At 70.4% G+C, this 13,891-nt stretch carries 12 protein-coding genes; 9 read left to right on the plus strand and 3 right to left on the minus strand.

Annotation, left to right across the window (positions count from 1 at the left end; all coding sequences use genetic code 11):
• Nucleotides 1-188 precede the first annotated feature (188 nt).
• The 7 genes from ACWD3H_RS39820 (at nucleotide 189) to hsaA (ending at nucleotide 7,897) form a co-directional block, all read left to right on the plus strand.
• Nucleotides 189-1,058 (plus strand): alpha/beta fold hydrolase, encoded by an 870-nt coding sequence (locus ACWD3H_RS39820; RefSeq protein ID WP_355615015.1) that lies wholly within the window; start codon nucleotides 189-191, stop codon nucleotides 1,056-1,058.
• On the plus strand, nucleotides 1,055-2,743 hold the full coding sequence (locus ACWD3H_RS39825) for an FAD-binding protein (RefSeq protein ID WP_451958704.1): 1,689 nt from the start codon (nucleotides 1,055-1,057) through the stop codon (nucleotides 2,741-2,743). Before ACWD3H_RS39820 ends, ACWD3H_RS39825 begins: the two co-directional genes overlap by 4 nt.
• On the plus strand, nucleotides 2,740-3,774 hold the full coding sequence (locus tag ACWD3H_RS39830) for a ferredoxin--NADP reductase (protein WP_355556876.1): 1,035 nt from the start codon (nucleotides 2,740-2,742) through the stop codon (nucleotides 3,772-3,774). Before ACWD3H_RS39825 ends, ACWD3H_RS39830 begins: the two co-directional genes overlap by 4 nt.
• 136 nt (nucleotides 3,775-3,910) lie before the next feature.
• On the plus strand, nucleotides 3,911-4,711 hold the full coding sequence (locus ACWD3H_RS39835) for a 2-keto-4-pentenoate hydratase (protein ID WP_451958705.1): 801 nt from the start codon (nucleotides 3,911-3,913) through the stop codon (nucleotides 4,709-4,711).
• Nucleotides 4,712-4,721: 10 nt separating this feature from the next.
• Nucleotides 4,722-5,624 (plus strand): acetaldehyde dehydrogenase (acetylating), encoded by a 903-nt coding sequence (locus ACWD3H_RS39840; RefSeq protein WP_451958706.1) that lies wholly within the window; start codon nucleotides 4,722-4,724, stop codon nucleotides 5,622-5,624.
• A gap of 18 nt (nucleotides 5,625-5,642) precedes the next feature.
• Nucleotides 5,643-6,665: a 4-hydroxy-2-oxovalerate aldolase gene (gene dmpG / locus ACWD3H_RS39845; RefSeq protein WP_451958707.1), complete on the plus strand. Its 1,023-nt coding sequence runs from the start codon at nucleotides 5,643-5,645 to the stop codon at nucleotides 6,663-6,665.
• On the plus strand, nucleotides 6,662-7,897 hold the full coding sequence (gene hsaA / locus ACWD3H_RS39850; RefSeq protein ID WP_451958708.1) for a 3-hydroxy-9,10-secoandrosta-1,3,5(10)-triene-9,17-dione monooxygenase oxygenase subunit: 1,236 nt from the start codon (nucleotides 6,662-6,664) through the stop codon (nucleotides 7,895-7,897). The genes dmpG and hsaA overlap by 4 nt, the downstream gene beginning before the upstream one ends.
• Nucleotides 7,898-8,068: 171 nt before the next feature.
• Here hsaA and ACWD3H_RS39855 read toward each other — a convergent pair whose 3' ends face one another.
• Genes ACWD3H_RS39855 through ACWD3H_RS39865 form a run of 3 tightly spaced genes read right to left on the minus strand, consistent with a single transcriptional unit; the run spans nucleotide 8,069 to nucleotide 11,446 of the window.
• Nucleotides 8,069-8,440 carry a nuclear transport factor 2 family protein gene (locus ACWD3H_RS39855; RefSeq protein WP_451958709.1) on the minus strand — a complete coding sequence of 124 codons (372 nt, stop codon included), beginning with the start codon at nucleotides 8,438-8,440 and terminating at the stop codon, nucleotides 8,069-8,071.
• Nucleotides 8,437-9,981: an FAD-binding protein gene (locus ACWD3H_RS39860; protein ID WP_451958710.1), complete on the minus strand. Its 1,545-nt coding sequence runs from the start codon at nucleotides 9,979-9,981 to the stop codon at nucleotides 8,437-8,439. Before ACWD3H_RS39860 ends, ACWD3H_RS39855 begins: the two co-directional genes overlap by 4 nt.
• Nucleotides 9,962-11,446 (minus strand): FAD-dependent oxidoreductase, encoded by a 1,485-nt coding sequence (locus tag ACWD3H_RS39865; RefSeq protein ID WP_451958711.1) that lies wholly within the window; start codon nucleotides 11,444-11,446, stop codon nucleotides 9,962-9,964. The genes ACWD3H_RS39860 and ACWD3H_RS39865 overlap by 20 nt, the downstream gene beginning before the upstream one ends.
• 418 nt (nucleotides 11,447-11,864) lie before the next feature.
• Here ACWD3H_RS39865 and ACWD3H_RS39870 point away from each other — a divergent pair, with 418 nt between their 5' ends.
• Nucleotides 11,865-12,086, plus strand: coding sequence for a hypothetical protein (locus ACWD3H_RS39870; RefSeq protein ID WP_451958712.1), 222 nt, complete (start codon nucleotides 11,865-11,867; stop codon nucleotides 12,084-12,086).
• A gap of 260 nt (nucleotides 12,087-12,346) precedes the next feature.
• On the plus strand, nucleotides 12,347-13,843 hold the full coding sequence (locus tag ACWD3H_RS39875) for an MFS transporter (RefSeq protein WP_451958713.1): 1,497 nt from the start codon (nucleotides 12,347-12,349) through the stop codon (nucleotides 13,841-13,843).
• The last annotated feature ends 48 nt before the right edge of the window (nucleotides 13,844-13,891 follow it).

Raw genomic sequence — 13,891 nt, forward strand, 5'->3', positions numbered from 1 at the left:
GACCTCCGGCGGACTTCACCGGGGCCGGATCCCGCTGAGCGGAAGGGGCGCGGGGCGCGGCCCGGTGTCCCGGCCGATCCCGGGCGGAGGCGGGCCGGGTCTCACTCATCGGGAGGAACGATCCGCTCTCCGGCTCTCGCGGGCTACCTTCCCCGAAGCCGATACTCCGCGATGAACGGGACGGATGAATGCTTACCGAGCTGACCTACGAGTCGACGGCGCGGGAACTTGCGACCGATCAGGGTGTACTGCGTTACCACGAAGCCGGCGAGGGCCCGCCGCTGCTGCTCCTGCACGGCTCGGGGCCCGGAGTCACCGGATGGCGGAACTTCCGAGGTAACCTCGCGGTCCTGGCGGAGCGCTTCCGCTGCCTGATCCTGGAGTTCCCCGGTTTCGGGGTGAGCGACTCCACCGGCGAGCATCCCATGGTGGGGGCGCAGGCAGCGGTGATCCGCTTCCTCGACGGGCTCGGGCTCCAGCAGGTCGACGTGATCGGCAACTCCATGGGCGGAATCGTCGGTGCCCAGGTGGCGATGGCCCATCCCGACCGGGTACGCCGGTTGGTCACCATCGGCGGTGTCGGCAGGAACCTGTTCAGCCCGGGCCCCGGTGAGGGCATCAAGCTGCTCATGGATTTCACCGAGGAGCCCACCCGGGAGCGGCTCGTCCAGTGGCTGGACTCCATGGTCTACGACCGGTCCCTGGTCACCGAGGAACTGATCGAGGAGCGCTGGGCGCTGGCCACCGAACCGGCCACCCTGGCCGGCGCCCGCCGGATGTACGGCAAGGCGGCGTTCGCCGCCGGCGCCGCGGCCGCGGCGGCCTCGGACGCCCCGCCGTACTGGGCGATGCTGCACAAGATCAAGGCCAAGACACTGATCACCTGGGGCCGCGACGACCGGGTCAGCCCGGTTGACATGGCGATCCTGCCGATGCGGTCCATCCCCGACGTCGAGGTGCACATCTTCCCCGACTGCGGTCACTGGGTGATGATCGAGCAGAAAGCCGCCTGGGAGAGCGTCGTGCTGGCCTTCCTGACCAGGAAGGACGAGCGGTGAGCGGGTGGGACCACGAGTTCGACCTGGTCATCGTGGGCAGCGGCGGCGGTGGCATGACGGCGGCGCTGACCGCGCACGACAGCGGCCTGTCCGCGGTGGTGGTCGAGAAGGGCACGGCGTTCGGCGGCAGCACCGGGATTTCCGGTGGCGGCATCTGGATCCCCAACAATCCCACCCTGCGGGCCGAGGGGCACGACGACAGCCGCGAGTCCATCCGCCGCTACCTCGACCTGCTGACCGAGGGCAGGGTCCCCGCGGCCCGGCTCGACGCGTTCGTGGACAACGGTCCGGCCGCGATGGAACTGCTCGGCAGGAGCAAGTGGATCCGGTTCTCCTGGACCAGGGGTTACGCCGACTACCACCCCGAGTTCGAAGGCGGCAGGCCGCTGGGCCGGTCGATCGAGCCGATCCCGTTCGACACCCGAAAGCTCGGTGAGGACGAGAAGTACCAGCGCCCCAACGGGATGAAGGGCCCGCTGGGTTTGTGGGTCACCAGCAAGGACTACCACGACCTGGCCATGGTCAAGCGCACCTGGAGCGGCCGCCGGGCGTCGATCGTCGCCGCCTGGCGGGTCTCGTCGAACCTGTTCCGCCGCCGCCACATGTCCACCGGCGGGCGCGCGCTCGTCGCCCGGCGGCGGATGGCGCTGAAGGACGCGTGGATCCCGCTGTGGCTGCGGACGCCGATGACCGAACTCGTCACCGACGAAAGCGGCGCCGTCACCGGCATCGTCGCCCGGCGCGACGGGAAGACCGTCCGGATCCGCGGCAGGTACGGGGTGCTGCTGGCGACCGGTGGTTTCGACCACAACCAGGAAATGCGCGACAGGTACCTGCCCGATGGCGGCCGAACCGACTTCGGCATGGGCGCCACGGAGAACACCGGCGACGGCATCCTGGCGGGAGAGCGGCTCGGCGCGGCCCTCGACCTGATGGACGACGCCTGGTGGATGCCGGCCGTACGGCACCCGGCGGGGGCGACCATCCCGCTGGTGTCCGAGCGGTGCATCCCGCCGTCGATCATCGTGTCGCAGCAGGGACGGCGGTTCACCAACGAGTCCGCCCCGTACGTCAACTTCGTGCACGACCAGCTGGCCGGCGGGCACGTACCCGTGTGGTTCGTGATGGACGCCAAGGCCCGGGCGCGGTACCCGTTCGCGCAGATCCTTCCCGGGATGCCGATACCGGAGGCGTTCTACGAGCAGGGCGTGGCGTTCCGTGCCGACACGCTCGCCGAGCTGGCGGTGAAGGTCGGCATGCCCGCCGACGCGCTGGCCGAGACCGTCGAGCGCTTCAACCGGTTCGCCAGGGCCGGCAAGGACGAGGACTTCGGCCGGGGCGACAGCGCCTACGACCGTTACTACGGTGATCCCACGCTGAGGAATCCGAACCTCGACGTGATCGACAAGGCGCCGTACTACGCCTTCCGCATCGAGGCCGGCGACCTCGGCACCAAGGGCGGGCTGGTCTGCGACGAGCACAGCCGGGTGCTGCGCCCCGACGACTCGGTGATCGAAGGGTTGTACGCCACCGGGAACACCTCCGCATCGGTCATGGGCAACGAGTACGCGGGTCCCGGCGCCACGATCGGCCCCTCGATCGTCTTCGGGTACATCGCCGCCCGGCACGCGGCGGGGCGATTCCAGCCGGCCGTTTCCGTGACCAGGGAGGAGTGGGGAGCATGACCCAGCCGGGACCGCTGAAGGCGCGGGTCGTCGAGGTCATCCGGGAGACCTCCGACGCGCACTCACTGGTGCTGGAGCCCGCCGACGGAGACCACACCCGGTTCGGCTACCGGCCCGGCCAGTTCCTCACCATCCGGGTGCCCACCACCCGCCCGGAGGGCGCGGCGCGCTGCTACTCCCTGAGCAGCTCGCCGGTGTGCGACGAGAAGCTCAAGGTGACGGTGAAGCGCACCCGGGGCGGCTACGGGTCGAACTGGATCTGCGATCACGTCACCGAGGGGGACATGCTGGAGGTGCTGCGACCGGCGGGCACATTCGTCCCCGTCTCGCTCGACGAGGACCTGCTGCTGCTCGCCGGCGGCAGCGGCATCACCCCGGTCATGTCGATCCTCAAATCGTGCCTGCGCGGAGGCTCCGGCGCCGTCTCCCTCCTGTACGCCAACCGCGACGAGAACTCGGTGATCTTCCGCGACGAACTGGTCGCGCTGACCGCCGAGTACGGCGAGCGGCTGACCGTCGTCCACTGGCTGGAGTCGGTGCAGGGCCTGCCCAGCGCGAGCAGCCTGGCCGCGCTGACCCGGCCCTACACCGACCGGGAGGCGTTCGTCTGCGGCCCCGGCCCGTTCATGGATCTCGCCGTGCGGGTCCTCGCCGACCTGGGTGTCCCGAGGCGGCGGGTCAACGTCGAGCGTTTCGAGTCGCTGGCCACCGACCCCTTCGCCGGACCCGGTGTCGCGGTCGACTCGTCGGGCCCCGGTAGCACGGTCGAGATCGAGCTGGACGGTGAGAAGAGGACGCTGACCTGGCCGAAGGGCAACAAGCTTCTTGACGTGCTGCTGGCGGCCGGCATGGAGGCGCCGTACTCGTGCCGTGAGGGGTCCTGCAGCGCCTGCGCCTGCGTACTGCTGGAGGGCGAGGTCGCGCTGGAGCGCAACACGGTCCTCGACGAGCAGGACCTCGCCGACGGGCTGATCCTTTCCTGCCAGGCGTTCCCGCTCAGCGAGCACCTCAAGATCACCTACGACGGGTGAAGCTCATCCGCGCCCGGAACCCTTTCACCGAGGGGGAGAGCCGTCACGGAAACCCCGCGTCACCGTTGACCATCCCCATCCATCAACTGCCCGCACCGCCCAAGCGCGATGCGGGACACGAATTCGGGAGGACTGAATGCTGGAGGTAACGCGACGGGAGTCCGCGGCCGAACGGCTGTGGGAGGCCGAGCGGGATCGGGTGCCGATCGAACCGCTGACCGACGCATACCCGGGCATCGGCGTGGTGGACGCCTACGAGGTCCAGCTCATCAACATCCGCCGCCGTCTCGCCGCCGGGGCCCGGGTGTACGGCCACAAGGTGGGACTCTCCTCCCCGGTGATGCAGCGGATGATGGGCGTGGACGAGCCCGACTACGGTCATCTGCTCGACACGATGGTGCTGTCGCAGAACACGTCGATCCGGGCCGACCGGTACTGCTATCCCCGGATCGAGGTGGAGATCGGGTACGTGCTCGGGGCGAGCCTTCCGGGCGAGGGGTGCACCGAGGAGGACGTGCTCGCCGCCACCGAGTACGTCGTGCCGAGCATCGAACTGATCGACAGCCGCATCAGGGACTGGCGGATCCGCCTGGCCGACACCATCGCGGACAACGCGTCCTCGGCCGGCGTGATCCTGGGCGACGCCCGGATGAGCCCGGCCGACCTGACGGCCGCGGGCATGGACGTCGCCGACATCGAGGCCGTGCTCTACGCCGGTGACGCCGAGATCACCAGGGGCAACACCAACGCGGTGCTGGGGAACCCGACCACCGCCGTGGCCTGGCTGGCCAGGAAGGTGGCCTCCTTCGGAGTGAAGCTCGAGGCCGGGCACGTCATCCTTCCCGGGTCCTGCACCAGGGCGATCGACGCGCGCCCCGGCGACGTCTTCCGTGCCGAGTTCGCCGGGCTCGGCTCCGTGACCGCTCGATTCGAATGAGGGTGACACAGTGACCAAGGCAACCGCCGCGATCGTCGGCTCGGGCAACATCGGGACCGACCTGATGTACAAGCTGCTCCGTTCCGACTTCATCCGGCCACGCTGGATGATCGGCATTGATTCGGACAGCCCCGGGCTGAAGCGGGCGGAGTCCGCCGGCCTGATCGCCTCGGCCGAGGGCGTCGAGTGGCTGCTCGCCCAGGCCGAACGGCCCGACATCGTCTTCGAGGCGACCTCGGCGTACGTCCACCGGGAGAACGCCCCCAGGTATCAGGCGCTCGGCATCCCGGCCGTGGACCTGACCCCGGCCGCGATCGGGCCCGCGGTGGTACCCGCCGTCAACCTCGGGGCCCACCTCGATGTGTCCAACGTCAGCCTGATCACCTGTGGCGGGCAGGCGACGATCCCGATCGTGTACGCCGTCTCCCGGGTGACCGAGGTGGCCTACGCGGAGATCGTCGCCAGTGTGGCCTCTCCGTCGGCGGGCCCCGGGACCCGGGCCAACATCGACGAGTTCACCCGCACCACCGCGCGGGGCATCGAGATGATCGGTGGTGCGCGGAAGGGCAAGGCCATCATCATCCTCAACCCGGCCGAGCCGCCGATGCTCATGCAGGACACGGTGTTCTGCTCGATCCCGCTCGACGCCGACCAGGACGCGATCGCGGCCTCGATCAAGGATGTGGTCGGCACCGTGGCAGCGTATGTGCCCGGCTACCGACTGCGCGCCGAACCGCAGTTCGACGACCCCACGCCGATGAGCGGCGGGCTCGCCCGGGTCGCCGTGTTCATCGAGGTCGAGGGCGCGGGCGACTTCCTTCCGCCGTACTCCGGGAACCTCGACATCATGACCGCCGCCGCCGCCAAGGTCGGCGAAGGCTTCGCGCAGCGCATTCTCGCCGAGCGCTCCTAGTCACAGGGAGATCGATCCATGTCCTACAGCTCCGACCTCGACATCCGGATCACCGACTCGTCGCTGCGTGACGGCTCGCACGCCAAGCAGCACCAGTTCACGCCTCAGCACGTCCGGTCCATCGTCGCCGCGCTGGACGACGCGGGCGTGCCGGTGATCGAGGTCACTCACGGCGACGGGCTCGGCGGCTCGTCGTTCAACTACGGCTTCAGCCACACCCCGGAGCAGGAGCTGATCAAGGCCGCGGTGGCGACGGCGAAGCGGGCGAAGATCGCGTTCCTGATGCTGCCCGGCCTCGGGCTCCAGGACGACATTCGCGAGTCCGCCGACAACGGCGCGAGCATCTGCCGGATCGCCACCCACTGTACCGAGGCGGACATCTCCGTCCAGCACTTCGGTCTCGCCAGGAAGCTCGGCCTGGAGACGGTCGGGTTCCTGATGATGGCGCACAGCCGGCCGCCCGAGGTCCTCGCCCGGCAGGGGCGGATCATGGCCGACGCGGGATGCCAGTGCGTGTACGTGGTCGACTCGGCCGGCGCGCTGATCATGGAGGAGACCGGCGACCGGATCGCCGCGCTCGTGGCCGAGCTCGGATCCGACGCCCAGGTCGGTTTCCACGGCCATGAGAACCTCGGCCTCGGCGTGGCCAATTCGGTCATCGCCGTGCGGGCGGGAGCCCTCCAGATCGACGGCTCGACGCGAAGGTTCGGCGCCGGTGCCGGCAACACGCCCGTCGAGGGGTTCGCCGCGGTCACCGAGAAGCTCGGCATCCGCACCGGCATCGACACCCTGAAGATCATCGATGCCGCCGAGGACGTCGTCCGCCCGGTCATGGACGGCGAGTGCCTGCTCGACCGGCTGTCGCTCACCATGGGGTACGCCGGTGTCTACTCCAGCTTTCTGAAGCACGCCGACCGCCAGGCGAGGAAGTACGGCGTGTCGGGCGCCGAGATCCTCATCGAGGCCGGGCGCCGTAAGCTCGTCGGCGGCCAGGAAGACCAGCTCATCGAGATCGCGGTCGCCCTCGCGGCGGGGAGATGAGAATCGGTACGGCGCACCGGCGTGAACGGCACGGGTCGGGCGAACGCGACTCTCCCACGTCTCCCGCGGGCGACGAGGTCCTGGACGCGGTTCGCGCACTGCTGCCGAAGATCGGGGAGCGGGCGGGCGCAACCGACGTGAACCGGCGGGTGCCCGAGGAGACGATACGGGAGCTCATCCAGACGGGGATCTTCCGGATGCTGCAGCCCAGGAGATACGGCGGCGCCGAGAGCGACCCCGTGAAGTTCTTCGAGGTCATCCGGGAGATCTCCGCGGTCTGCGGATCCACAGGCTGGGTGGTCTCCGTGCTCGGCGTCCACCCGTGGCAACTCGCCCTGTTCGACGAGGCCGCGCAGGACGAGGTCTGGGGGGAGGACCCGGACGTGCTCGTGTCCTCGTCGTACGCTCCGGTGGGGCGGCTCACTCCGGTCGAGGGTGGATACGAGCTCTCCGGCCGGTGGCGCTTCTCATCCGGTTGCGACCACGCGTCGTGGGCACTGGTCGGGGGCCTGGTGGTGGAGAAGCAGGGCAGGCCGGTGGACTTCATGACCCTCCTCGTCCCCCGCACCGACTACGTGATCGAGGACGTCTGGGACGTCATCGGGCTGCGCGGCACGGCCAGCAACGACATCATCGTGGAACGGGTGTTCGTGCCCGAGCACCGCGCCATGCGCAACTACGAGCAGGCACAACTACGCGGTCCCGGTCAGAAGGTGAATACCGGCCCGCTCTACCGGATGCCGTTCGCGACCGTCTTCACCAACGCGATCACCGCTCCCGTCGTCGGCATGGCGGCCGGTTGCTACCGGGCCTACGTCACCGCCATGCGTGACCGGGTACGGCTGAGTCTGGGCGGCGGCCGGTTCGCCGAGGAGCAGTTCGCCCAGGTCGCGGTGGCCCGGGCCGCTTCGGAGATCGACGCGGCGGTGCTGCAGACGGACCACAACGTGCGCGAGGTGTACGAGTACGCCGTCCGGGGCGAGCGTATTCCGATGGAGCTGCGGCTGCGCGTCCGCAGGGACCAGGTCCGTGCCACCCAGCGGGCGGTGGAGGCGATCGACAGTCTCTTCAAGACCGCCGGAGGGAACTCGCTCGGCCGAGGCAACCCCATCGAGCGGGCCTGGCGGGACGCGCATGCGGGCAGCGTCCACGTCGCCAACGACGTCGAGCGTGCCCTGGGAATGTACGGCAAGGGCGAGTTCGGCCTGACCGTCGAGGACAGTCTGGTCTGATGCCGACCGGTCCCGCCGGGCATCCCGGCGGGACCGGGACGGGCGGGTGGAACGGCCACAGGCCCGGCGCGCGATGCGCCGGGCCTGTGCCACGGACGGGTTCAACCTATGCGGCAGGGCGGTCTGCCCGGCGGCGGAAGACGACGACCCGGCCGGCCGCGCACCGAGGGGTCACCGTGCCTCCCGCATGTCGTCGCCGCTCCAGTACGCCCTCATACTGGCGATCCGCTGGTCTTCGTCAAAGGTCATCACGTCGATCGGCTCGATATCGAACGTCCGGTCACCCAGCTTGGTCCGCACCCGGAAGTGGAAGGCGGCGCTGTTGCCGGCGATGCGGATGGCCAGCAGCTCGGTGTCCCGTCGTGCGCCCTCGAGCGCCGAGTAGAACTCGCGGATCGCGGCGCGGCCACGGCGCGGCTCGCTGCCCACCGGATCCTCCAGCGTCCCGTCCTCCGTGTAGCAGGACGCTATGTCGTCAGCGGTCCCGTTCGCCACGGCGTCCAGGTAACGGACGACGGCATCGTTGATCTTCCCGGCGCTCATCGGTCCTCCAACCGGAGCCGGGTGGCGGCGCGGTAGCCGAAGACCATTCCGGAGCCGAGCGGGACTCCGGGGGCCGGGTAGGCATGCCCGGCGACCGAGGCGGCCGAGTTGCCGACGGCGTACAGGCCGGGGATCGCGTTTCCGTCCTCGCCGAGTACCTGCCCGTCCTTTCCGACCCGTGCGCCGCCTTTGGTGCCGAGATCGCCGAGCACCACCTGCACCGCGTGGAACGGAGCCCGCTCGATCGGGACGAGGCAGCTGTTCGGGCCGTCACCGGCGGCGAAGAACAGGTCGTAGGGATCCTCGCCGCGGTGGAAGTCGCTGTCCACGCCGGAGGCGGCGAAGCCGTTGAACCGCGTGACGGTCTTGCCGAGCACGTCGGCGGGCACGCCGATCCGCTCGGCGAGGCCGGTGAGAGTGTCGGCGCTGCGCCACAGGCCGGCCGTGCGGAACTCCTCGGGATCGGGCGCCGGCTGGGAGATCCCCGGCGCGTTCGGGAAGCGCTCGTCGAAGATCCACCAGACCGGAAGGTGCGACACACCGGTGGCGTGCCCCGCGCGGATCTCGTGGCCCATCCGGTCGTACGGCAGCGACTCGTTGGCGAACCGCTCGCCCGCGGCGTTCACGAAGATGCCCCCGTGCAGGCCGAGGGTGAAGGCGGCGTGGCCGTTGGGGAACAGTACGGCCGGGCACCACCACGCCTCGTCGGTCAGGTCCGTCGCGGCGCCCACCGCCTGGAGCGCGGCGAGCGCGTCCCCGGTGTTCGACCCGGGGGCGGCCGACGACCAGTCCGCGCCGGGCAGGCCCTGCAGCTCGCGCCGAAGCTCCGCGTTGCGCTCGAACCCGCCGGCGGCCACGATCACGCCGCGCTCGGCGCGGATCATCAGTGCGCGGCCCTCGTGCTCGGCCTCCAGGCCGACGACCCGGCCGTCTTCGACCACCAGCGAGCGCATCCGCGTTCCGGTCCGTAGCGTGGCGTTCCCGGTGCGGTCCAGGGCGAGCAGCAGCCGGCCAATGAGGGCCTGCCCCCCGGTCAGCGTCTTCCGCTCCTGCGGCACGCCGAACTGGTCGATCGAGATCGGCGGGCGCACCTGACCGAGCCTGGCGCCCAGCAGGTGCGCCGGCAGCGGCTTGGGGCAGATTCCCCGGCCGCCGGGGGCGCGCCCCGGAGCCGCGAAGTATTCCGGGAACGGCAGGTACTCGAACTCCAGCACCGGGTCGCGGTCCAGGAACTCCACCAGCTCGGGCGCCGTCGAGACGTAGGCCTCCTGCAGCGCGGCCGGTGTGCGGTCGCCGACGACGGCCCGGAAGTACTCCAGTCCCCGCTCCACGCTGTCCTCGACGCCCGCCTGGCGCAGGATGTGGTTGCCGGGCAGCCACAGGCCCGACCCGGAGTAGGCGCTGGTGCCCCCGAAGTACTTCGTCTTCTCCAGCACCAGGGTGCGCAATCCGTCCGCCGCCGCTGTGTAGGCCGCCGTCAGCGCGGCGCCCCCGGATCCCACGGCGACGACGTCGGCCGTCTCATCCCACTGAACTGGCACTGATCTCCTCCAGATCGCTCGTGATGGCGGGCGGCGCGGCGGCCGTGCGGCCGGCGACCCGCCCGAAGGCGAGGGCATCGGCGATGTGGAACCCGCCGTCCTTCGCCCAGCTGTATGTGGAGCTCACCGACCCCGCGGCGTACAGGCCGGGGATGGCCGAGCCGAACGGGTCGAGGACCCGGCAGTGCTCGTCACGGCGCGGCCCCCCGCTGGTCCACCCCAGCAGCGGTGCCAGCTCGAACGCGTAGTAGGGGCCCTGCTCCAGCGGGGTGAGGCTCTCGGCCCGGCGGCCGAACCGTTCGTCGCGGCCGGCGGCGCAGGCCGCGTTCCAGTGGCGGACCGTCTCGGCGAGGGTCTCTGGGGCGACGCCCAGCCCGGCGGCCAGCCCTTCGACGGTGTCGGCGCGCCGGATCCAGCCGCGATCGATCTCGGCCTGGTTGTCGAGGCTCCATTCGTAGCCCTCGATGAGCACCTTCCATCCGACCGGCAGGTACTCGCGCGGCGGGCACAGCGGCCCGGCGCGGCGCGTGCGCTCGTCGAACACGACGTACGCGGGCTGCGCCGGATGCAGCTCGTCGCGGCCGCGAATCCGCGACTGGCCGTGGCCGCCGAGCGCCGGGGTCTCGTCGACGAACCGACGCCCGTCGGGCGCGACCCAGATGTAGCCCGTCGCGGGCGGCACCATGAAGAACCCGGTGTCCGAGCCGGGGACGCGTATCCCGCTGAACGCGGTCATGTTGCCCATGTGCCACAGGTCGGCCCCGGCCTTCTGCGCCATCCGGTGTCCGTCACCGGTGCCCGCCGGGCTTCCCCAGACCGGGCACGGCGCGAGTCGCAGGTAGTCGCGCACCATGGCGGGGTCGTTTTCGAAGCCACCGGTCGCCAGCACCACCCCGGTCCGGGCCCGCACCCGCAGTGGCCCGTCGCCGGACTCGGCGACGACACCCGTGACCACCCCACCGTCGATGACCAGCTCCCGGCCGGGCGTGGCGTAGCAGATCTCGACGCCCCGGGCGAGCGCCGCGTCGACGAGGAACCGGTACAGCAACTGGTCGCCCATCCGGCCCTCCAGGCTGTGGTAGCCGCCGTAGCAGTCGGCGCCGTCGAGGTGCGGGAACTCCGGGGGATAGGCACCGTTCACGGCCACGGCCGCGCCGAGGCCCTCGATCCACCGGGTGTTGTGCCGGGTCTCCTCCGCCCAGGTGCGGATGACCGCCTCGGACACCGGGAGATCCCCGCACAGGCTGCGCAGATAGACGGCGGCGCGCTGGGCGTCGAGGTTCTCGAACCAGCTGCCGCCCGAAACCCGGGTGTTGCCGCCCGCGGTCTCGGGCGGGCACTTCTCCAGCACCAGGACCTCGGCGCCGGCCTCGCGAGCCGAGATGGCGGCGGCGAGACCGGCCGCGCCGGCACCGAGGACCACGACCCCGGTCTGCCGGTCATATGGCTGCTGTGCTGACTGCATCGTCACTTCCGTCCGCATCGGCCCGCCGGAACCCGGGGGCGTGGTCTTCCGGGTAACCGGACCGTAATCAACGGCCTCGCCGCGCTCCCGGGCCGGTCCCGCTCAGCAGGACGAGCGGGGCAAGACCGGGGCGAGGGGCCGGTCGGCGGCGCGAACAGCCTGCCGATCGCCGGTTCCGACCGGCCGCCGGGTACGGACGTCGTCGTGCGGATGAGATTTGTGTCACCGCCTTCTCACCATTGGGTCCCGCTCATTGGGATGCCCGACGTGATCCGCGTCACTGGGCGCTTAGCGTCTGCGCCAGTGCACGACGCCGCTCATCGCAGGTGCTCGATGAAAGGCACGGTCACCGTCGAACAGGAGGCCGAGGATGATGGTCAACGGCGTTGCTCAACCGGCCTGGGCGCAAGGACCGCCGGTGAGCGCGGCTCCGTACGCCTTCCTCAAGCTCGCCGGCGGACCTGACCCCGCCGAGGGCAGGCTGGAGCATTTCGACTGGCTCGTCGGCTGCGGCGTCCCGTTCGTGCCGAAGCTGTGGAACGAGCCATCCTGGGAGGCGCCGACCGGGTACGGCCTGATGCACACCGGCGCAGAGGGCGCCCATCCCTTCGCGGACCCGCTGTCCGCCGCGGCGGCCTGAACCAGACGAGCCGGTTGCGCTCCGCGCCGCCCCTGATCTCCCCGAGCCCCGGCGGTTCCCCGCCGGGCCGGGATGACCGTACCCCCATCGTGGGGGACCTGCGGTCCGTCATCGACCGGAAAACGTGCGTGACACCGCGGTGTCCGCGTGGTGCCAAGGAGGAACAGCATCCCCCCGCCGGGACCTGCGCCACGAAGACGCTGAGGTCCGCGGCCACGCCGAGATTCATTGAAACATCACGTTTTTCTGGAGGCCTGACGATGAGTACTACGGATACGACGGCGGAGACGGGCGGGTGGACCCCACGGCTCGTCCTCTCCATGGTGACGATGGTCATGATCCTGGAGGGGACCGCGCTGGGGTTCAGCCTCGTGTCGACGGCGCTGCCGGCGATCACCACCCACTTCAAGACGGACCAGGGAGGCTGGCTCCTCACCGGCTTCATCCTCTCCGGGGCCGTCCTCTGCCCGCTGGTGGGGAAGCTGGCCGACATCCACGGCAAGCGGCGGATGATGATCGTCTGCCTGCTGACGAGCACGGTCGGCTCGGTCCTGGCGACCGTGGCACCGACATTCGGTGTGCTCATCGCGGGCCGGCTGCTGCAGGGCACCGTGCTGCCCACGATGTTCCTGAGCTACTCGCTGATGCGCGACGTGTACCCGCGGCGGATCCTGCCGCTGGCCAGCGCGGTCGCGATGACCGGCACCGGGGTCTTCTCCATCGGCGTGCCGTTCCTCATCGGATGGCTGCTCGACAACTGGGGCTTCCGCGGCCTGTTCGCCTTCGACATTCTCTGGATGGCGATCCTCACCCCGCTGCTGCTGCTGACCACTCCGGAGACGCCGCTGCGCGTCCCCTCGCGGGTGGACTTCCTGGGCGCCGGCATGCTGGGCTTCGGCCTGGGCATCGGGCTCCTGGGGATCAGCTTCGGCAGTACGTGGGGCTGGGGCTCGGTCACCACCCTGGGCGCGTTCGCCGTCGGCCTGCTGCTCATGGCCGGGTTCGTCATGCGGTCGCTGAACTTCTCCGATCCGCTCGTCGACCTGCGGATCTTCACCCGCCGGCCGATCCTGCTCGCCGCGGTGACGGCCGCCACGGCATACGGGACGACCGGCCTCTCCGGCTCGATGTCTCCGATGATCGGCTTGACGCCGAGCGAGGCCGGGCTCGGCTACGGCCTGGGGATGACCGCGTCGGAGTACGCGATGATCTCGGCTCCGCAGTCGATCGCCATGGTGATCATGGGCGTTGTCGTCGGCAAGCTGCTCAATCGTGTGGGCGGCGCGACCATGATGAAGATCGGCCTGCTACTTCTCCTCGTGGGCGGTCTGCAACTCGGCTTCAACCACGGCAGCTACCTTCAGGTCCTCATCGCCGCCCTGCTGCTGGGCGCCGGGACGGGCCTGGCCTACGGCTCGATCCCCGGCATGGTCATCGCCGGCGCCCCGGCCGACAAGCAGGGTTCCATCGCCGGGATGGTACAGGTGAGCTACAGCGGCTTCTCCAGCACCACACCGGTCATCCTGTTCGTCATCATGGGGCAGTTCGCAATGCGTACCCCGGACGGCACCGTCCTGTACCCCGAGAGCTCCATCAACGCGGGTGCGCTGTTCATGGCGGGCCTGATCATCATCGGGCTGCTGCTCGCCTCGACGGTCCTGCGGGTCCGCAAGCAGGATTCGCTGCTCAACATCCCGGATTCGCTGCCCGAGCCGCCCTCCGCCACCGTGGCGGCGGCCCCGGACGGGGGGCGCTGACCCTCACGGCGGCGGCCGCTCCACCGATCTCCGGATCGGTGGAGCGGC

Source organism: Streptosporangium sp. NPDC002607 (assembly GCF_053592655.1).